Raw genomic sequence first — 20,670 nt, forward strand, 5'->3', positions numbered from 1 at the left:
TACTACATAGTTATACGTAACAAGTACATAAAATGTTACAAGAAAAGTGAAATAAATTAAATTTTGATTAGTTTTTTATTGTTAAGGTTAATATCGTCAAGCATTTCTTCGGTAAATTTATAATGACCTCTTGTAGTTATTAATCTGAAATGTGATGACTTTAAGGCTGTTAGCGTATTAAGAAATAACCACTTAGATTTTAAGAGCTTTGGCTTTTCACTTTTTAAACTAATATCAAAATAATGTTTTGTACCTTCTTTTGTAGCTACAATATCTGGTGTTATAGAAATATCACTCCCTTTTTTTGAATAAGATTTAGGGGTTTCGTAACCCTCAGTATCTGCTTTGATGTTTTCAAAACCGTGTTGTTCTAAATACGTTACTGAATCTTCTAAAATGTCTTTATATTTTTCCTTGTCTTCATGTATCATAGCTAATAATGTACTGAAAATCTGTGAAATATGCAATATTTGGACTAGAATTATTTTAAAACCTATAATCAATACCTTTACTTATTGAGAAAATGTATGGTGTATAATCAATATTTGAGGTTATAGGCTCTTATTGATAGTTCAAGTTAGATTCTAGGTTGATATAAAATCAGTCAAACAATTTATACTCTATACCTAATCCAAAATTTAAAGATACATTATCACCATACTCTAAATTAATTGGGTTTTCAGAACTTTGATCTTTTAACATAAAATAGCTTATTCCACCTGTAAGAAAAATATTACTTAGTTTCAACTATATCACGAGTTAACCAACCTCTTCTACTTGCAGTTGCTATTGCATAAGGTGTGATCCAAAATAATCCAAACGTATAGAGAATACTATAAGAATATGCCCAAATAGATTCTGAAATTTTATAACGATTAGAGTAGAAAATTACCGAAAAACTAGAAAGAATTAAGATGCTCATAAACGTTGATCCTAAAAATAATAAAGGATGTGTTGCTACAAAAAATAGCATGATTAAAAGAAACGGATAACTCATTAACATTTCTAAAAATTGAGTAATGAACAATAAACGTATACCCGATTTTTTGCCTTTTCTAAAGTCTGTAAATATATATTTAGCCATTTCAAGGTTTTCACGAACATTACTTCGTCCCCATCTAATGAACATTTTATAGAGTCCTGTATATTCTTCAGGTACGTTAGTGTAAGCAACCGCGTTTTTTTGAAATAGTACGTGCTTGCCTTGTTTTAAAATCATATTGGTCATGGCACGATCTTCTCCTATGTCTGATGGTTTTCCCATAAACGTTTGGTTGATCCATTCTGGTAAACAGTTATGAACTGCAGAACTTCGGTAAGCTGCTAAAGCTCCAGGTGTGCATAATACTGAGTTAAGGCTACTTTCTGCAGATCGTACAAATTCAAAACTTAGCACAAAACTAACGTCCAACATCTTTGGAAGCATTGCTTTTTTGTTATTTAAAACCCTAATGTTTCCTGCAACTGCGCCACAATCTTTATTAGTAACAAATGGACTTACCAAATGTCTCAACGTGTCTTTATTAACAATAGAATCACTATCTACAGTGACAAATATATCTCCCAACCCTAAATTGAAACCTCTATAAAGTGCATGACGTTTGCCTTGGTTTTCTGGTTGCTGTAAAATAACTAGACGATCTCCTAGTTGCTTTTTAGCTTTTTGCATCCATTCCCAAGTATCATCTACACTACCATCATCAATAGATAAAAGTTCTATTTTGTCTTGCGGATAATCACTATCTGCCAAACTCATCAACGTATCCCAAACTTGCTTGCCTTCATTGTAAGCAGGTACAATAATAGTAACCGATGGTAGTTCTTCGTCTGTAACAGAATCTATGGGTTTGTATTTAAAAAATTTATAGAGCATAAATACAAATAAACATGCTTTATATATGACTAAACTCGTAGTGATAACTATAAATACGGTTCCCCAAAATGAGGTTAAACGTACTGTGTTGAGTAAATCGAAATCCCCACGAAATACACTGAAAAAATAAATTCCAATTCCCATTAATGCAAACGAACTGAAAAGAACCGATAGATTAAGTCGTATCTCACTGTCGTTTATATCAACATTAAAACGGTTGAAAAAAGAATTTAAGTTGTTTGAAAATTTACTATTTTTTTGGTCAGTAGCTGATTCTACTGTTGCACGAGTGATTTTTTTAGAGTTCATGTAGTGATCTAGATGTTTGAATAGTTGCGTTTCTAGATTTACGTTTAGTCTTTGTGTTTAGATTTTTTTTAATATTTATTTATGATTGTAAGTTGAGTTTTAACATTTCTGAAGAAAAAAATATAAAAAACCTCAAATAAAATTGCTTCTATTTGAGGTTTAATTTTTGATTAAAAGATATTACCTTAAGTGTATTAAAACTTGGTTTACTAACGCAGCCAAATTACTTAAACCCTTACTTGCCCATCTCCATAAACATAATATTTATTAGTGACCAATTGATTTAAACCTAAAGGACCACGATGGTGCAATTTGTCTGTGCTAATTGCTAATTCTGCACCAACTCCCATTTGGCCTCCATCTGTAAATCGAGTAGAGGCATTATGATAAACAGCTGCACTATCAACGTTGTGCATAAAGTTCATAGCTTCATCGTTATGCTCTGTAATAATTACTGCGGAATGTTTCCCTGAATATTTATTGATGAGCTCTATAGCGTCATCTAAGCAGTTGACTTGACCAATTAGTAATTTCAATGCTAAAAATTCTTCATACCAAATATCATTATCTGAAACGGTTTCTTTTTTTGATAAAACGTCAGATACTTTATCGTCAACAATAATTTCAACTTTATGTTTTTCTAATTTTTCTTGAAGCATTTTAAGCTTCATTTCATATTCCGGAAGGTTTTTATTAATTAAGACTTTATCTAAAGCATTACAACCCGAAATTTTATCTGTTTTTGCATTAATGATAACATTTACTGCTTTGCTCCAATCTGCATGTTCAGAAACGTATAAAAAATTATTTCCTCGTCCGCTTACTAATACTGCACAAGTAGCGTGAGTTTTAACAAATTTAATTAGTTGTTCTCCACCACGTGGCACAATTAAATCTATAGGTTCAGTTGGGTTTTTAAGAAATGCTTGGGTTTCTTCACGTTTTAAGTGTAGAAGTTTAATCCAATCTTTAGATAACCCGTTTTCTTCAAGAGCTTCATGCCAGCATTTTTCTAAAATAAGGTTACTGTTCAAAGCTTCTTTTCCGCCTTTCAATAAAATCTTATTATTTGCCTTAAAGGCTAAAACTGAGGCTTCAATTGTGACATCAGGACGAGATTCGTAGATGATAAGAATCGTACCAAATGGAGCAGTGGTATTCACGATATTAAGCCCGTTTTTTAAAGTTCTATTCGTTAGTTCTTGTCCAACGGGATCATCCTGTAGCATTACCGCTTTAACCGCTTCAATCATCTCATCAACTTTTTTGTCATTGACGATTAGACGTTCATAAAGTGCTTGGTCTTCTTTTTGAAAAGCATCTAAATCTTTTTTATTGGCTTCAATAATATGTTGTCGTTCTCTGCCTAAAATCTTAAGCATTGATTTTAAAACATTATTTTTTATTTCTGTATTTAAAAGTTTCATCGATTTTCTAATTTTTTAGATTAGGCACTAATGAATTTTGTACCTACCTTTTTATTATTAATAATATCTACTATAACATTTTCGCGTTTACCATTTGCGATGTATGTTGGGATGTCTTTACGAGCAGTTCCTTTTGCGATTCTAAGTTTAGAAGCCATGCCACCACGACCTTCACCTTCTTTTTTGTTAGATGCACAAACGTATTTTTCTACATTCTGATTGGTTTTGACTTCAGACAATTTTATTGAATTTTTGTCATCTGGATGACCTGTATAAAGTCCATCAGTGTCTGATAAAATAATTAATCGATCTACATCTAATAATTCGGCAACTAAACTTGCAAGCTCATCATTATCAGAAAACATTGACATTGTTAAAGACACAGCATCATCTTCATTAGCAATAGGTATGATACCTTCAGACAACAAGCCTTCATAGCAATTAATCATGTTCTCACGATGTTTTCCTATATCAAAATCTCTTTTGGTAGCTAAAACCTGAGCACATCGCATTCCATAATCATGAAAAAGACTATAATAATGGCGCATCATTCTTGGTTGTCCTACCGAAGAATAGACCTGACGTCTAATTGAAGAATCTTTTATTTTTGTGTCTCCTAAGATTTCTTTTCCTGCAATTGCAGAGCCAGAAGAGACTAAAATAACCATGATTCCACGTTCGTATAATTCTGAAATCTGTCGTACCAATTCCCTAAGAATAGGTCCTAATATTCTATTGTCTTTATTTGTTAATACGTTGGTTCCTACTTTTACAACCACACGTTTAATATCATCTTCCATAATTTATTTTTCTTTTCCTAATTCTACAGCTCTATCAAAAGCAGCATAAGCTGCATCTTGTATGAGTTGCTTTACATTATTGTCGTCTAAAGAGTCTATTGCAGCTTGAGTTGTACCTCCTTTTGATGATACTTTGTCTATCCAACTTTCTGGTGATATATTTGATTGGTTGAATAATTCTATAGCGCCTTCAAACGTATTGCTTACTAGTACTTTTGAATCGTAGTCTGAAAACCCCATTTTTAGTGCAGCTTCTAACATAGATTGCATAAAATAAAACACATAAGCAGGTCCACTCCCTGAAATACCTGTAGAGGCATCTATAAATTTCTCTGAACTAACATGTATAGATGTACCTGTGGTATCTAATAAGTGTCTCACCATTAAAAGTTCTACTCTAGATGTAGCTTCTGCTCCTGTATAAGAAGTTACGCCTTTACCAACTTTTGCAGGTAGGTTTGGCATTGTTCTAACAACTTTTTTAACTTTTAGACCATCTTGAATGGTATTTATAGTCACACCAGCCATGAGTGATACAAAAATTTGCTCTTTATTTACTAATGGTAACATTTCTTTGAATAGAACCTCAGAGTGATAAGGTTTTACTGCTAAAAACACGATGTCTGATTGAGGTAAAACATCTGCTAAAGAGGTGTAAACATCAAATTTAGATTCTTGTTTAAGCGTTTCAATTTTATTTGGATCTGTATCATAGATTTTTAATTTTTGTTTGCCCAATAAAGAAGAATCTGCCATTCCTTCTGAATAGGTTAAGCCCATGTTTCCGGCTCCAATTACTAATACTTTCATAATTTATTTAGATTAAAATTTTAACTGTCAGTTTAGTACAATAGCCTCAATTACTATGCGAGTGTGCCAAAATGAAAAGTTGATTTGAAGAATTTCGATGTTCTAAGGAATTTGTTGTAATAATTGTCATATTGGAAACATATTGAGGTATTAGTTAACGATATGGGAATTTAGAAAATTCTAAAACGGACTAACTGTGACAAGCTGTCGGTGACAAATAGTTTGATTCTCGTTATTACAAAGCAATTTTTGCTCTTTGTTTTTGAGTATTTCATATTTATATGATACTATGCGAATAATAAGGAGTGAGGATAAGCTAATAATATAATTCTATCTGAGGTTTTCTATTTGCGCTTTATTATTCAGAAACAAGTTGAGAATATTTGATATTTTTATTAGAGTTAATAGATCAATTATAAAATACATAATTGATGAATTTTTTAAGTTTTCAATTTGAAATTGATAAAAAACAGAAACCCTAAACAGAAGTTTCTGTTTAGGGTTTTAATATATAAAGAAATTAGAAATTAATCTTCTTTCTTATCTTCTCTAGGTTTGCGATCATCACGACGGTTATCACGTCCACGATTATCTCTTCCTCTATTGTTATCACGTCCACCAGAACGTTTATCATCTCTTGGTGGTCTTGCTACATAACCTTCTGGTTTTGGTAACAATGCTTTACGAGATACTTTCTCTTTACGTGTTCTTGGGTCTTGTCCAAAATACTTCACATCGAATACGTCTCCCATGTTTACAACATCGGTTACATTTTCTGTACGTTCCCAAGCTAATTCAGAAACATGTAATAATACTTCGTTTCCTGGTGCATCCATATACTCAACAACAGCTCCAAAATCTAACATCTTGATTACTTTTACTTCGTATACGCTACCAACAGTAGGCTTAAATAAGATAGCATCTATTTTTGCCATTACAGCTTCGATACCTTTTTTACCAACACCTAATATTTCAACAATACCTTCTTCAGTAACTGGGTCTTCGTTAATAACGATAGTCGTCTCAGTTTCTTTTTGCATTTCCTGAATCACTTTTCCACCAGGTCCAATTAAGGCTCCAATAAATTCATTAGGAACACGTCTTGTTACCATTGTAGGAGCATGCTCTTTTACATCAGTATTTGGTGTAGCAATGGTATCCGTCAATTTCTCTAAAATATGTAAACGACCAGCGCGAGCTTGTTGTAAAGCATTTACTAGAATTTCATAAGAAAGACCTTTTACTTTAATATCCATTTGGCAAGCAGTAATACCATCTGCAGTACCAGTGACTTTAAAATCCATATCTCCTAAATGATCTTCATCACCTAAAATATCAGATAATACAGCATATTTTCCAGAATCTGCATCAGAAATTAATCCCATTGCAATACCAGAAACTGGCTTAGTCATTTGAACTCCAGCATCCATTAATGCCATTGTACCAGAACAAACTGTTGCCATAGAAGACGAACCGTTAGATTCTAATACTTCCGAAACCACTCTTACTGTATAAGGGCAATCTGCAGGAATCATTCCTTTTAATGCACGTTGTGCTAAGTTACCATGTCCAACTTCTCTACGAGATGTTCCACGAATTGGTCTAGCTTCACCTGTACAAAAAGGAGGGAAGTTATAATGTAAATAGAAACGCTCTTCACCTTCTTTAGATGGCATATCTATTTGATTTGCATCTCTAGATGTTCCTAAAGTTACGGTTGCTAAAGCTTGTGTTTCTCCACGAGTAAAGATTGCAGAACCATGTGTAGATGGTAAGTAATCTACTTCACACCAGATAGGTCTAATCTCGTCAGTCTTACGACCATCTAAACGTAAACCTTCATTTAAGGTTAAATCTCTAATCGCAGATTTTTCAGCTTTACGGTAATAATCAGAAACTAAACCACCATAATCTGCTAATTCTTCTTCAGAAAAAGTAGCTTTAATATCTTCTTTTATTTGTTGAAAAGCAGCACTTCTTTCATGTTTAGCAGATCCAGCTTTTGCAATAGCATAAACTTTATCATAAGCCATGTCATGAACCTTCTTCTCTAAATCTTCATCTGTTCTTTCAGCTTCGTATTCACGAACGTCTTTCTTTCCGAATGCTTCAGCTAATCTTACTTGAGCAGCACATTGTACTTTAATCGCTTCATGAGCAAATTTAATAGCATCTGCCATTTCTTCTTCAGAAATCTCATCCATTTCACCTTCTACCATCATTACTGAATCTGCAGAAGCACCAATCATCATGTCTAAATCAGACGCTTCCATTTGTGCTGGTGTAGGATTGATAACAAATTCTCCGTTTACACGACCAACTCTAGCTTCAGAGATAGCACATTCAAAAGGGAAATCTGATAATTGAATAGCTGCCGAAGCTGCTAATCCTGCCATTGCATCTGGCATAACGTCTTCATCATGAGACATCAACTGAATCATCACCTGAGTTTCAGAGTGATAATCTTTTGGGAATAATGGACGTAATACTCTGTCTACTAAACGCATTGTTAATACTTCACCATCACTAGGTCTAGCTTCTCTTTTAAAGAAACCACCTGGATAACGACCTGCAGCTGCAAATTTCTCTCTATAATCTACCGTTAATGGTAAAAAGTTAAGATCTTTTTGTTCGTAATTGGAAACTACTGTACATAATAACATACATTTTCCAGATTGCACAACAACGCTACCATGAGCTTGTTTTGCTAATTTTCCAGTTTCGATAGAAATCTCTCTACCGTCACCAAGGTCAATGACCTCTCTAAATACTTTTGGAATCATAAATTTTTTAATTCTAATTCTAACGCATTATTGCTCGCTAGAATACTGTTAAACAATGGTCGTTGTGTTGTTGTAGTTGTTGTGTGACATGTGATGTCGTGTGACCAATGAAAAACTATTTGTCCCGTTCCGATAGCTATCGGGATTCAGGATCCAGCTTCTTATTTACTATTGTTATACTCTACCGTAAGAGTTAATTGTATAAAAAAAAGAGGCACGAAGCCTCTTTAATATTATTTTCTTAAATTTAATTCTTTAACTATTGCACGATATCTTAAGACATCTTTCTTAGTTAAGTAATCTAGTAAGCTTCTTCTTTTACCTACTAACTTTACTAATGAACGCTCAGTGTTATAATCTTTACGATTTTGCTTTAAGTGTCCAGTTAAGTAGTTAATTCTGTAAGTGAATAATGCGATTTGACCTTCTGCACTTCCAGTGTCTTTTGCATTTTTGCCATGTTTTTTAAAGATGGCTTCTTTTTCTTTTTGATCTAAATACATGCTAATATTGTTGTAAATGATTTTTATGTACGCTGAAAGTCGTTCTTTCAGGCTGCAAATATAGTGATTTTTATAATATCTAATACTGTAAAATTGAAACTTTTTGAAGCGACGTTTCTTTTATATTATTATGCAGTAAAATCGTATATAATTAGTAACTTTAGTTTGATTAATTCTTTGATATACAAGACCTATGCCTATAAATATGAGCTTAATCAAAGACGAACTCTTTGAAAATATTTTCACCCATGCTCATGGAGGAATTGCTATTGTAAGTTTAGAAGGAAAATGGGTTAAAGTCAATAAAAGTATTTGTGAATTATTTGGATACAGTGAAGAAGAACTCTATAGTTTGTCTTTTCAAGAACTTACTCATCGTGATGATTTAGATGCAGATTTAGAGTCAATGACGTATTTAATTGAAGGTGATGTAGATAGCTATCAAGTTGAAAAACGCTATTTTCATAAAAAAGGTCACGTTATTTGGGTTCTTTTATCTGTTTCAATAGTTAGAGATTTAGATAATAATCCTTTATATTTTATTTCTCAAATAGTTGATATATCAGCTCAGAAGTCTGCAAATTGGCATTTACAGTTTTTGATGAACGTTGTAAAAGGGCAAAATGAAAAACTAAATGATTTTGCACGTATCGCAACTCATGATATTAGAACCCATGTTGGTAATTTAGGATCGATTACAGAATTTCTAGAGGAAGATATTGTTACGATTATTGATAACGATAATTATAAAATGCTAAAAGAATCCATATTAAATCTAGACGAGACCATCGAGCATCTTAATAGTATACGATTAGATAAACCTAAAAAGTTTAATTCATTGAACGAATTGAACTTATCAGATTATGTTAAAAAGGCCATGTATAATATTAGCGCTATTGCAAAAAAGGAGCAATGTCAAATTATAAATCATGTTGATAAAGATGTTATGGTTTTAGGTATAGAAGCGTATCTAGATAGTATCATTCTAAATTTTATAACCAATGCTATTAAATATAAATCACCGAATCGCGATCCAATAATTGAAATTAGTACATCTACTAAAGGAGCATTCGTAATCCTAAACATAAAAGATAATGGTCAAGGTATTGATTTAGAAAAGAATCAACAGAAATTATTCACACTCAACGGTACCTTTCATAAACATCATGATTCTAGAGGAGTGGGTTTATACATCACAAAAAACCATATTGAAAGCATAGGAGGTAAGATCGAGGTAGAGAGTAAAGTGGGTGAAGGGACTTGTTTTTATATTTATTTATTGAAGGCATAAAAAAACCTCAAACTTAAAAAGCATGAGGTTTATATTTATTTTGAAGCCACTTCAATAATTGGCTTTCCACGTAAAGGTTGATTTGTAATCAAATCAATATACAAATTGACTTTATCTTTTAATTTATTACTTTTTCCATTCTGTTTTTCCATCTTTTTTTTCTATTGATATGATTTTATCAGCTAAATAAATTGGCTGGTCAAAAATTCCATCAGAATCAAAAACTCCGTCAGAAATTTTGTTACCTTTAAATACTACCTCTATTTTTTCTTTATACTTATCAAAATTTTCTAATGTACTTTGTAGTTCAGAATATTCAGTTTCAGTTGTATAAACATTAATTATCTTACCTGAACTTATTTTTAATTTAAAAAATGGCTTCTTTATTAAATCTTTTTCTAGTAAAATTTTAAAATAATTATTTGATTTTTTTTCAGATTCAGTAAGATTTGTTTGATCAGCGTTTGCAATACTTTTTTTACTTCTTCTAATTTGTTATCTGGTATATTAGATACAATGTTTCTAACATCGATTAATTTGATGAATATTTCACCTTGAATAGTGCTGTTATTATTCTTTGTTTTACAAGAAAATATCATTAAAAGTATAAATGTATAGGTTAATAGTTTTTTCATGAAATTTAATTATCAATAAGGCTAGATTTAACAAGTTTGTTATGTATTAATTAAAAAGATTTTTTATACATACTTTACTTCTTGCAACCATTTAATCCTTCTTTTTCACTAATAGTCCAAACGTTTAAAACTTTAGTCTTATTTGTAACATCTTTAATAACCACATCAATTTTCGAGATACTATTGGATGCAATTTTATAATTAGAACTTTCTAAAAGATATCCATTAACATAGATTTCATTATTTTTTTTAAATCCAAAAAAGCGATTTAGCTCAGATTGAGTTCTATAATCTGTTTCTATATTTAAGCTCACGAAAACAATTCCATTTTCGGTAAGATTATAAAATTTGTGTTCTTGTTTATTTGGTTTATCGACTAATACACTTATATTTTTTATTTCCTTTTCATTTATATCTAAAAAACTTTTGTTCGCAATAATATTGTTTTCAACAATTATTGTAGGACTATTTACTTTTATGCCTGGTAATTTCACATAATTATTGTCTTGTGAGTAAATTGCTGATGAAATAAAAATGTGTAATAGAATTAATATTTTATTCATTTGATTTTTGTTTTAATTTTAGTTAGGACAGTCTCCTTGGCGTTCTTGAGAGTTACTTTGAGTAGTTGTAATGTAGAACTCATAGCTCTTATTTCTTGACCTAATTTACCTTGGACTTCTACCTTTAAAACCATAATCGTTTACGATAGTTGAAGATAAACTCATGCTTCCTAAATTATCAATAACTATTGCAAAATCTGTACAAGCATAGTTATCGGTATTTTAAATACAAGTAAAATTTACGTAATAAGTTAAAATTATTTGAATGCTTAATCTTAATAAAAAAACCTGTCCAGTGTAGACAAGACAGGTTTGGTTTTCTTTGAATTAAAAATAAATCATATTAGGGCTTATTTTTTCCAATCTGTTTTTCCGTCTGTTTTTTCTATTGATATAATTTCATCTGCTAAATAAATTGGCTGGTCAAAAATTCCATCGGAATCAAAAATTCCATCAGATATTTTGATCCCTTTGAATTTTACCTTTATTTTTTCTTTATATTTATCAAAATTTTCTAACACTTTTTGTAGTTTAGAATATTCAGTTTTAGTTGTGTAAACATTAATTATATTACCTGAACTTATTTTTAACTTAAAAAAGGGCTTCTTTATTAAATCTTTTTCTAGTAAAATTTTAAAATAGTTACTTGATTTTATTTCAGATTCAGTAAGATTTGTTTGATCAGCGTTTGCAATACTTTTTTTTACTTCTTCTAATTTGTTATCTGGTATATTAGATACAATGTTTCTAACATCGATTAATTTGATGAATATTTCACCTTGAATAATACTGTCATTATTCTTTGTTTTACAAGAAATAATCATTAAAAGTAGTAATGTATAGGTTAATAGTTTTTTCATGAAAATTTATTTAATATTAACAATCATCCGATCTTTCTGGAGCATTTCCTCCTTCATCATCTCTTGTAGCTCCGAGAGGTAATGTGAATTCTCTCATGTCTTCTCCTAAATCTGAAGGGTTTGCTCCTTCAAAAACAGTAACTCCCCATTGAGATTTAGTTCCAATTGTCCTTGGTAAATTTATTCCCCCTAAAGAAGCAGTTACAATTCCAAAATCTGTACAATTATAATTATTTAAATCATATAAACTAGAATAATTTTCTATATAATTAATGATATTTGTTAATTGATTTGAATCTATATCTGCTGAAATACTGATGTGGTATGGAGAGGAAGAATTATTATGAAGTTCACTACCTTGAGGTCCTAATAGATTTGCTGCACCTGAATTATCTGGATAAAAACCAATATTTCTTACAACTCCATCTTGTTCAATACCGATAAATGTATGGCCCAATCTAGATGTTACTTCTCTTGAATTTTCAATGCATTGTTCTGCATAAATTGTTAGTTTAGCAGGTAAAGTTTTATCAAAACATTCTAGTTCTTCAATTATATTATCAATCTTTTTTTCAGGATCTGCGTTTATTTCTAAAATGAAATCTTCAAATTGTGAAGTAGGATTAGCAGTCATTAGATCAATAATCGTATTGATTGCGCTTATCGAAGATGAATCACAATTATTTGAGTCTATCAAAAATTCATGAATTAAGTTGATGTCATTATAATCAAAGTTTTCGTTGAACCATTCTTGATTATAGCTTTCTTGAAGACAATCTGCTAAATCTTGTTTTTTAACAACTAAATTTTCTAATTCAATAATTACGCCAACATCACCATCGCAAGGAGACGATGTGCTTGACAATCCTCTACCAGCTGAGCTCCAAGTATCACCAGTACATGTGTCTATTGCTACGAGAGGAGTCCCACCACAGCATGGTCTGCCAGATGGTTCATGGCCAGTCATAGTTGGCAAATCTTCATCTGCACAACCGCAATTACCATAATAAAAATCCATACCACATGGTTCATCTTGATCTGGATCTACAAACTCACCATGACCACTGCTTGTAGTATCTCCATTGGAGTCTGGGTCATCATTGTCGTTTCCAGTATTTGTGTTATTGTTTCCACCACCACTAGTATTAGAATTGTTGTTATTGTTATCATCAGTATCATCCTCAACAATATCTTCTGGACATGGATCAATGTCTCCATTATTTTCTATTAAACTACCATCATCCAGAATAAAATTCCCTATAATTAAACCATCCATATCATAAAAAGTCATTCCTCCAGTAAATCTTGTCATATCTATCGCTCCAGATGGAGTACGAGGTATAGAAATTGTTGAATCAAAAATATATTGAATAAAATATTCAATAATATCACCATCCATATCTACAACAACTAAATTTATGACGCTATTTGAATTGGCGGGATTACTAACTTTAAAGGTGTATTTTGTGTTACGCTCATTATAGACTTGTACTACTTTGTTAGTTTGGACAATTCCTAAAGGTGTTTCTCTACTTAATTCATTAACCCCAGAAGAAGATAGCTTAACTTTATTTTTAACAATACTCACTCCAAAATTGTTATTAGTTTTTGTTTTCACAAAGTCTAAAATGTGAGATGGTATTTCTCTAGAGTTTAAATTAAAAGCATTTAGACTTTCAATCTGAGTTTCTTCTTGTAGAATTGGTGTGTCATCTTTTTGACAACTAAAGACAGAAAACACTATGAGTAAGCATGATAATGTTCTAATAAGGTACTTCATTTTTTATTGATTTTAAATTAGTTATAAAAGCAATGATATATGAAAAAAATAATTTGAAAGTACAGTATTTATAGATAGTTAAAGATTTCGGACATATTTTTTATATTCATTTGGTGTTTTATTTGTGAATTTTTTGAATGCTGAATAAAAACTGGATTTAGAATTAAATCCTGCCTCTAAACCAATAGCTATTATCGTATAATTATCATACTCTATGTTAGAAAGCATTTCTTTGGCTTCATTTATTCTTAATGAATTTATAAAATCATTAAAATTTAAATCAGAATTTGTATTAATTAATGTTGAAATATAGCCTTCACTCAAATTAAACTCTTTTGATAATGTCGTTAAAGAAACTGATGGTTCTAAAAATATTTTATTAGTAAGAATGACAGATTCTAGTTTAGTGAATGTTGTTATACCATTATTAGTTTCAGGTTTTGATATCTTATTTGATTTTAATTTATTTCTTATTTCTGTTCTTTGATTATATAACTGTTTTTGTAATATCGCTGTGTAGCCTACCCAATAAATTAAAATTGACATACCAATCCAAAGAGGATAAAATCTATAAAAACCTGAACTGATAATGTCGATGAAGATATTTAAAGAAATAAACCATACCACACAAAGAATTATTCCAATAATTAAAATTCTTTTAAGCCATTTCGTTTTAATTAAAACCGTATTATTAACTTGTTTTTTGTTAGATTTTTCATGTCTATATAACATTCTAAATACTAAAATTATAATAGTCAATGATAGACAAATTGATAAATATTCAACAATTAAGTTGAAAATTTTTATGACTTTAAGGTTATCATTTAAAGTGTTTCTAATTATGAGATATATGACACATAAGACGAATGGTGAAAAAAGAGCAAAGAGTTCTGTTTTATTAAGTTTTTTATTAATGTAGCTTTTAACAAAGAGGTAAAAAAAAGGTAAAATTAAAAACTCAAAAGGGATGAAAATGATTGAATTGTTATCGTATTGATATCTTTGAGTTATACCTGTATCTAAGAACCAATATTGAAGATTACTGAAAGCTAATGCTAATACTGTGAAAGATAAATAAAAGTTTGGTTTTGAATTTAACTTCTTGTTTATTAGTACTACAGAACTAAAGATAAAACCATGTATAATTCCAGTAAATATAATAATGTTGAAAATATTGAAATTTAAGTTTTCAAAATTCATTTATCAAAAAATAGATTATTTGGTCTGTAGTATTGAAAAAACCTCAAACTAAAAAAGTATGAGGTTTATATTTATTTGGTAGCCACTTCAATAACTGGCTTTCCACGTAAAGGTTGATTTGTAATCAAATCAATATACAAATTGATTTTATCTTTTAATTTATTACGATGTGTGATGAAATCTAGGAATCCATGCTCTAATAAAAACTCAGACGTTTGAAATCCTTCTGGTAATTCTTGACCGGTAGTATCTCTTACAATTCTTGGACCTGCAAAACCAATTAATGCTCCAGGTTCTGCAATATTAATATCTCCTAACATAGCAAACGATGCTGTTGTACCACCTGTTGTTGGATCTGTACATAAAGAAATATAAGGAATTCCAGCATCTGCAAGTTGAGCAAGTCGTACTGAAGTTTTTGCTAATTGCATTAAGGATAACGCAGCTTCCATCATACGAGCACCTCCAGATTTGGAGATAATCATAAAAGGTATATTGTTTTTTAAAGAATATTCTGCAGCTCTTGCAATTTTCTCACCTACAACACTTCCCATTGATCCACCAATAAAAGCAAAATCCATACAAGCAATGACTAAGTCTTTACCTTTAGATTTTCCTACAGCACATCGAACTGCATCTTTAAGTTTCGTTTTTTCTTGAGCAGCTTTTAAACGGTCTGGATATTTTTTTGTATCCTCAAATTTTAATGGGTCTTTAGAAGTAAGATTAGCATCTAATTCTTTGAATTTATTATCATCAAATAGGATTTCAAAGTATTCTTTGCTTCCAATTCTTACGTGATATCCATCCTCTGGACTTACGTAAAAGTTTTTTTCAAGTTCTTCTGTATCTATTATTTTACCTGTTGGAGATTTGTACCACAGCCCTTTGGGTGTATCTTTTTTCTCTTCGGTAGAGGTTGTGATTCCTTTTTCTTTTCTTTTAAACCAAGACATATTTTTAATTTTCGATATTAAATATACGAAATTAGAAGTGTTCTAAATCGGAAATGCGTTAAGGATTGTAGCGACATCCTTTTTTAAAAGTTGGTTTTGTTTTAAAACCAACTTTTAAAAAAGATATAGCGTAAAGCCTGACGACAAAATTAAACACAAAAAGTTTAATTTTGTGGTAACGCCCAAAAAAATATTCAATTCATTTAGACTTTTTGACTTTTAGCGAAAATTAAAAAAGTCTAAATGAGTTTACTATAAGGTATTTACATTGTTAAGATCTTCAAACGCTTTTTTAAGACGTTCTACAAATGTAATTTCTCCTTTACGTAACCAAACACGAGGATCGTAATATTTCTTGTTTGGAGATTCTGGACCATCTGGAGAACCGATTTGAGATTTTAAATATTCAGCATTTTCTCCCATATAATCACGAACACCACTCATAAATGCATATTGCATATCTGTATCGATATTCATTTTTATTACTCCGTAACCAATAGCTTCTCTAATTTCTTCTAATGTAGAACCTGATCCACCATGGAACACAAAATCAATATGGTTGTGTGGTAAGTTGTGTTTTTTAGATAAAAACTCTTGAGAATTTTTAAGAATTTTTGGTGTTAATTTTACGTTTCCTGGTTTGTAAACGCCATGAACGTTTCCAAAAGCTGCAGCAATAGTAAATTGGTCACTAACTTTGCTTAGTTCTTCGTATGCATAAGCTACTTCTTCTGGTTGTGTGTATAATTTAGACTCATCAACATCACTGTTATCTACACCATCTTCTTCTCCTCCTGTGATACCTAATTCTATTTCTAAGGTCATCCCTATTTTGCTCATACGCTCAAGGTATGTTTTGCAAATGGCGATGTTTTCTTCAATTGGTTCTTCGGAAAGATCAATCATATGTGAACTGTAAAGTGATTTACCAGTTTCTTTGAAATGTTGCTCACTTGCGTCTAATAAACCGTCAATCCAAGGTAATAATTTTTTAGCACAATGGTCTGTATGTAAAATTACAGGAACTCCATAAGCTTCTGCCATTAAGTGAACGTGTTTTGCACCTGCAATAGAACCTGCAATTGCAGCTTTTTGATCGTCATTGCTTAATCCTTTTCCTGCGTTAAAAACAGCACCACCATTTGAAAATTGGATGATTACTGGTGCATTTAAAGCTTTTGCAGTTTCTAAAACACCATTAATGGTATTAGAACCAATGACGTTAACTGCTGGTAAAGCAAATCCTTTTTCTTTTGCTAATTTGAAAATTGCTTGAACTTCTTTTCCTGTAGCAACTCCTGGTTTTATGTTATGACCCATGATTGTTTTTTCTTTGAATGTTAAGTTTCAAAAGTACGTAAATTTTGAATATATATGTGTGTTTTTAGGACTTTACTAGCTGTTATTGTAGCTAAAACGTTGTAGTTAGGGAAAAAATAAAAGAAGACAATTTGTGTTAAAAAGGATAGTTGACACCAATATTATAAACTGCATTGCCAAAGTTATAATCTTTAAACCAGCGATTGCCAAGTTCTCTAGAAGGATCGTAGGTTTTAAAGCCAATATCACCTCTGAGTACGAAGAAGCTAAAATCATATCGAATACCAAAACCAGAGCCTACTGCAATGTCTTGTAATGAACTAAATCCATCAAAAGTTGCTGCATCATCTTCTACATCGTCAAATACATTCCAGATGTTTCCTGCGTCTACAAATACAGCTCCATTAAAACGACCTAGTAGATTGAAGCGTTGCTCTGCACTTAATGTGATTTTTAAATTGGCTTCATTAAATTCATTGGCAGATAATGAGCTTCCTGGTCCTAAATTATAAGCACTCCAGGCTCTTATATCGTTTGGTCCACCTGCAAAGAAACTTTCTGCAAATGGAATGTTATCTGAATTCCCGTAAGGTATAGCTATCCCAAAGTAACTACGTATTGCAAACTCACTTTTACTGCCTAGATCCCAGTGTTTGGCATAATCAATCTCAGCTTTTATAAATTGTGAAAATGGAACTCCAAAAACTTCATATTTACCATCTTGATTTTTGTCAAGGCTTAAAACATTTGATAAGTTAGAAAGTAAGTTTCCTGCGAGTTTTAAACGTAACCTTAGGATAGAGAAATTATTGTCTAATAAATTCTCACGTCTATTTTTTACATAATTAAAGCTTGATGAAAAAATAAGGTTGTCTTCTGTAAGTCTGTCTTTACGTTGTTTGATGTAGCTTACCGTTGTGTAATCATCGTCTGTTGTTGTGAGTGTGCCATTAATAACCTCGTTTATAAATTCGTCTGCAGGTGCAAATGATGCGCCTGCAGCTATAGGGTCTCTTAAAATCTCATTTTCACCAATATACCCAATATCTCGGGCGATGACATTTAAACTTTCAAATGAATTTGTATAGACACCAAAATAATTACCAATGTTTAGATTTTTTACATACTGTACATTAAAGAGATCAAAATTATTAGTTACTTTTTTTGAAGGTAACCAATTATAATTGATACTTCCAGTAAAGGCTTGTTTGTCTAATCCAATATTACGTTGACTGGTAGCGCTTAAGTTTATTTTGGTACTCGGCGACATGTATTTAGGTACGATTTTTTCTGTTTTAAATGGAAGAAAAAATCTAGGAATGTTTAATCGTATATTACCGCCAATTTCATTAATGTCAAAAAATTGATCTCTACTATTAGACGCTTCTTTAGATGCGCCAATAGCACCAATTCCTGAGATTTCTAGAGTTTCTGCTCCTCTAAAAATGTTTCTAATTAATAAACCAGCATTAAATGCAAAACCAACGGTTTGAATATTACTTTGAGAAACCTCAAAACTAGTAGTTAACTCAAATTTTTTCTTCGGAACAAGATACACGTTAGCTATCAACGTTGAGTCCTGTTCGTTTGGAATATAGTCAATTCGTGGATATCTAAAAGCCTGTAACTCGCTTAGATAACGATAGGTTCTCGTTCTATCAATGTCTTTAAATACATCGTCTTTTGTTATAAATATGGCATCTGTAATAGCTTTTGGTCTGTACTTTAGTTTCTTGTAGCTATATAAATTGTAGTTTTTAAAGTTTACAGAGTCGGTAATTGTAGAATCTCGATATTCGTTTTTATAATCTGTATAAATATTGACATCTTTTATTTTGTATCTTTTGAAAGGAACTATAGCTACAGAGTCTTCATTTCTTATTGCTCTATTAGCAATAATTAAATTGGTATTAATTTTTTTATTGGTTCGAACAGTGTCAATATCAAAAGTAATATAATCCTGTCCAAAGTAATAAAAACCAGAATTTCTTAGTTGTGTTGTGAGTCTTTCTCTTTCGTTAGCATAATTAACTTCATCATACTGCTGTCCTTTTTTAATTAGAGAACCTTTTTTTAATCGAGAAGCATATAAAGAATCTATTATAGGTGTTTTAATACTTGGTTTAATAGAATCTAAAATATAAGGTTCTCCAGTAGTTACTTTATAGGTGACTCTAGCTTTTTGAGAGCTATCCTTTTCGGTCTCAAAAGAAGTTTCTACATTAAACCATCCTTTACTGAAATAATATTTCTTAAGTGCTAAAGCAGTTCTTTCGGCTTTTTTCTCATTGTAAATTGTAGGCGCTTCTCCAGTTTTTTTGAGCCAATTATTAAAGTTTTTTCTAGATTGAAGTTCCCCATAAAATTGTTTTTCTGAAAGCAATTTCGTTTTCCAAGCTACTTTTCTAGGATTGTCTAAAACTTTAGCTTTTAAAATAGAATCTATATTTGGTCGTGCTAGATTAAAGATGTGAATACGTAATGGGATTCCTAAAAGAGTACCATTAGGTTTTTGATATTGAAGATTTTCTATGGTCTCTGTAGATGTCGTTTTTTCATTTACTACAACCGTATTATTGACCAATAAATGCTCATCTTTTTTAACACGCTTCATAACATCACATGAAAATGTAGAGCATATTAAACTAAAGATTAATAGTCTTAAAACGGTATATTTCAAAAGAGAGAATGTTTGCATTTAAAATCTATTCAAATTTACTGATTTTATTATCTTCTAAACGTCTAAGGATAACAAATAATACACCAAAAAAGTATTACTTTGTAGATTTAATATAATAATACAAAAATATAACCCATTTAATGTTAAGTAAAAGCCACATAAAACTTATTAAGAGTCTAAGTCAAAAAAAGTTTAGACAGCAAGAGCAATTGTTTGTGGTTGAGGGCATCAAAGGGATTAAAGAGTTTTTAAACTCAAGTTTTAAGCTCCATATGTTATTTTCTACGGAATCTATTTTTGATGCTGAAACGATATTGATTTCAGATAAGGAACTACTAAAGATTAGTAGCCTAAAATCACCAAATAGAGCAGTTGCGGTTTTTAATATTCCGAAGAAAAAAAATATAGAGTCCAACGGATTAATTATAGCGCTTGACGATGTGCGTGATCCTGGAAACCTAGGGACCATTATAAGACTTTGTGACTGGTTTGGTATAAAAAACTTAGTGTGTAGTAATGCAACAGTAGATTGCTATAATTCTAAAGTAGTACAAGCAACCATGGGATCGTTAGCAAGAATTGATATTCAATATGTTGATTTGCAAGCGTATTTAGATGTTTATGAGAATGATATCTTCGGAACATTTATGGACGGAAAAAATATATATTCTGAAACATTACCAGAAAACGGAATTATCGTCATGGGTAACGAAGCGAATGGAATTTCTGAAGCAATTGAAAAACGAGTTACTAATAAACTAAGCATTCCTAGATTTGGAGACCTAAAAGCAACTGAAAGTTTAAATGTGGCAACTGCAACAGCTATTGTGTTGAGCGAGTTTAAAAGAAACTAGTATATCTTATAGTTCTAATACTGAAA

At 31.0% G+C, this 20,670-nt stretch carries 16 protein-coding genes; 2 read left to right on the forward strand and 14 right to left on the reverse strand.

Annotated features, from left to right (window positions below; translation table 11 throughout):
• Positions 1 to 56: 56 nt before the first annotated feature.
• The 7 genes from IM744_RS14550 to rpsO form a co-directional block, all read right to left on the reverse strand.
• Entirely contained in the window at positions 57 to 431 is a 375-nt protein-coding gene (locus IM744_RS14550) for a hypothetical protein (RefSeq protein ID WP_194508887.1), read from the reverse strand.
• Between the two features lie 302 nt (positions 432 to 733).
• Positions 734 to 2,182 (reverse strand): glycosyltransferase, encoded by a 1,449-nt coding sequence (locus IM744_RS14555; protein ID WP_194508888.1) that lies wholly within the window; start codon positions 2,180 to 2,182, stop codon positions 734 to 736.
• A gap of 227 nt (positions 2,183 to 2,409) precedes the next feature.
• Positions 2,410 to 3,609, reverse strand: coding sequence for a glutamate-5-semialdehyde dehydrogenase (locus IM744_RS14560; protein WP_194508889.1), 1,200 nt, complete (start codon positions 3,607 to 3,609; stop codon positions 2,410 to 2,412).
• Between the two features lie 20 nt (positions 3,610 to 3,629).
• Positions 3,630 to 4,409 carry a glutamate 5-kinase gene (proB, locus tag IM744_RS14565; protein WP_194508890.1) on the reverse strand — a complete coding sequence of 260 codons (780 nt, stop codon included), beginning with the start codon at positions 4,407 to 4,409 and terminating at the stop codon, positions 3,630 to 3,632.
• A gap of 3 nt (positions 4,410 to 4,412) precedes the next feature.
• The gene (gene proC, locus IM744_RS14570) at positions 4,413 to 5,219 is read right to left on the reverse strand and encodes a pyrroline-5-carboxylate reductase (protein WP_194508891.1); all 807 of its coding nucleotides are present in this window, start codon (positions 5,217 to 5,219) and stop codon (positions 4,413 to 4,415) included.
• A 527-nt stretch (positions 5,220 to 5,746) separates the two neighbouring features.
• Entirely contained in the window at positions 5,747 to 8,002 is a 2,256-nt protein-coding gene (locus IM744_RS14575) for a polyribonucleotide nucleotidyltransferase (protein ID WP_194508892.1), read from the reverse strand.
• Between the two features lie 233 nt (positions 8,003 to 8,235).
• Positions 8,236 to 8,505 carry a 30S ribosomal protein S15 gene (gene rpsO / locus IM744_RS14580; RefSeq protein WP_194508893.1) on the reverse strand — a complete coding sequence of 90 codons (270 nt, stop codon included), beginning with the start codon at positions 8,503 to 8,505 and terminating at the stop codon, positions 8,236 to 8,238.
• Between the two features lie 205 nt (positions 8,506 to 8,710).
• Between rpsO and IM744_RS14585 the strand changes: the two genes are divergently transcribed.
• Positions 8,711 to 9,796 carry a sensor histidine kinase gene (locus tag IM744_RS14585; protein WP_241738338.1) on the forward strand — a complete coding sequence of 362 codons (1,086 nt, stop codon included), beginning with the start codon at positions 8,711 to 8,713 and terminating at the stop codon, positions 9,794 to 9,796.
• Between the two features lie 709 nt (positions 9,797 to 10,505).
• Here IM744_RS14585 and IM744_RS14590 read toward each other — a convergent pair.
• The 7 genes from IM744_RS14590 to tamL all read right to left on the reverse strand — a co-directional run bounded on the left by IM744_RS14590 (position 10,506) and on the right by tamL (position 19,808).
• Positions 10,506 to 10,994, reverse strand: coding sequence for a hypothetical protein (locus IM744_RS14590; protein ID WP_194508894.1), 489 nt, complete (start codon positions 10,992 to 10,994; stop codon positions 10,506 to 10,508).
• Between the two features lie 350 nt (positions 10,995 to 11,344).
• Positions 11,345 to 11,854, reverse strand: coding sequence for a hypothetical protein (locus IM744_RS14595; RefSeq protein ID WP_194508895.1), 510 nt, complete (start codon positions 11,852 to 11,854; stop codon positions 11,345 to 11,347).
• A 16-nt stretch (positions 11,855 to 11,870) separates the two neighbouring features.
• A complete protein-coding gene (locus IM744_RS14600; RefSeq protein WP_194508896.1) occupies positions 11,871 to 13,634 on the reverse strand; it encodes a hypothetical protein in 1,764 nt (587 codons plus the stop codon).
• A gap of 78 nt (positions 13,635 to 13,712) precedes the next feature.
• A complete protein-coding gene (locus tag IM744_RS14605) occupies positions 13,713 to 14,834 on the reverse strand; it encodes a helix-turn-helix domain-containing protein (protein WP_194508897.1) in 1,122 nt (373 codons plus the stop codon).
• A gap of 71 nt (positions 14,835 to 14,905) precedes the next feature.
• A complete protein-coding gene (accD, locus tag IM744_RS14610; protein ID WP_194508898.1) occupies positions 14,906 to 15,790 on the reverse strand; it encodes an acetyl-CoA carboxylase, carboxyltransferase subunit beta in 885 nt (294 codons plus the stop codon).
• A 252-nt stretch (positions 15,791 to 16,042) separates the two neighbouring features.
• Entirely contained in the window at positions 16,043 to 17,110 is a 1,068-nt protein-coding gene (gene fbaA, locus IM744_RS14615; protein WP_194508899.1) for a class II fructose-bisphosphate aldolase, read from the reverse strand.
• A 136-nt stretch (positions 17,111 to 17,246) separates the two neighbouring features.
• Entirely contained in the window at positions 17,247 to 19,808 is a 2,562-nt protein-coding gene (gene tamL / locus IM744_RS14620) for a translocation and assembly module lipoprotein TamL (RefSeq protein ID WP_194508900.1), read from the reverse strand.
• Between the two features lie 122 nt (positions 19,809 to 19,930).
• Here tamL and IM744_RS14625 point away from each other — a divergent pair, with 122 nt between their 5' ends.
• Positions 19,931 to 20,644 carry a TrmH family RNA methyltransferase gene (locus IM744_RS14625; protein WP_194508901.1) on the forward strand — a complete coding sequence of 238 codons (714 nt, stop codon included), beginning with the start codon at positions 19,931 to 19,933 and terminating at the stop codon, positions 20,642 to 20,644.
• Positions 20,645 to 20,670: the final 26 nt, after the last annotated feature.

The sequence above is a fragment of the Psychroserpens luteus genome, from assembly GCF_015319355.1.
GTDB classification, from domain to species: Bacteria; Bacteroidota; Bacteroidia; order Flavobacteriales; family Flavobacteriaceae; genus Psychroserpens; species Psychroserpens luteus.

Bases quoted from the DNA above. Each gene is read 5' to 3' on its own strand.
- accD (WP_194508898.1), bottom strand. From the start codon at position 15,790: ATGTCTTGGTTTAAAAGAAAAGAAAAAGGAATCACAACCTCTACCGAA.
- rpsO (WP_194508893.1), bottom strand. From the start codon at position 8,505: ATGTATTTAGATCAAAAAGAAAAAGAAGCCATCTTTAAAAAACATGGC.
- fbaA (WP_194508899.1), bottom strand. From the start codon at position 17,110: ATGGGTCATAACATAAAACCAGGAGTTGCTACAGGAAAAGAAGTTCAA.
- IM744_RS14585 (WP_241738338.1), top strand. From the start codon at position 8,711: ATGAGCTTAATCAAAGACGAACTCTTTGAAAATATTTTCACCCATGCT.
- IM744_RS14625 (WP_194508901.1), top strand. From the start codon at position 19,931: ATGTTAAGTAAAAGCCACATAAAACTTATTAAGAGTCTAAGTCAAAAA.
- IM744_RS14550 (WP_194508887.1), bottom strand. From the start codon at position 431: ATGATACATGAAGACAAGGAAAAATATAAAGACATTTTAGAAGATTCA.
- IM744_RS14575 (WP_194508892.1), bottom strand. From the start codon at position 8,002: ATGATTCCAAAAGTATTTAGAGAGGTCATTGACCTTGGTGACGGTAGA.
- IM744_RS14605 (WP_194508897.1), bottom strand. From the start codon at position 14,834: ATGAATTTTGAAAACTTAAATTTCAATATTTTCAACATTATTATATTT.
- IM744_RS14595 (WP_194508895.1), bottom strand. From the start codon at position 11,854: ATGAAAAAACTATTAACCTATACATTACTACTTTTAATGATTATTTCT.
- tamL (WP_194508900.1), bottom strand. From the start codon at position 19,808: ATGCAAACATTCTCTCTTTTGAAATATACCGTTTTAAGACTATTAATC.
- IM744_RS14600 (WP_194508896.1), bottom strand. From the start codon at position 13,634: ATGAAGTACCTTATTAGAACATTATCATGCTTACTCATAGTGTTTTCT.
- IM744_RS14560 (WP_194508889.1), bottom strand. From the start codon at position 3,609: ATGAAACTTTTAAATACAGAAATAAAAAATAATGTTTTAAAATCAATG.
- IM744_RS14590 (WP_194508894.1), bottom strand. From the start codon at position 10,994: ATGAATAAAATATTAATTCTATTACACATTTTTATTTCATCAGCAATT.
- proC (WP_194508891.1), bottom strand. From the start codon at position 5,219: ATGAAAGTATTAGTAATTGGAGCCGGAAACATGGGCTTAACCTATTCA.
- IM744_RS14555 (WP_194508888.1), bottom strand. From the start codon at position 2,182: ATGAACTCTAAAAAAATCACTCGTGCAACAGTAGAATCAGCTACTGAC.
- proB (WP_194508890.1), bottom strand. From the start codon at position 4,409: ATGGAAGATGATATTAAACGTGTGGTTGTAAAAGTAGGAACCAACGTA.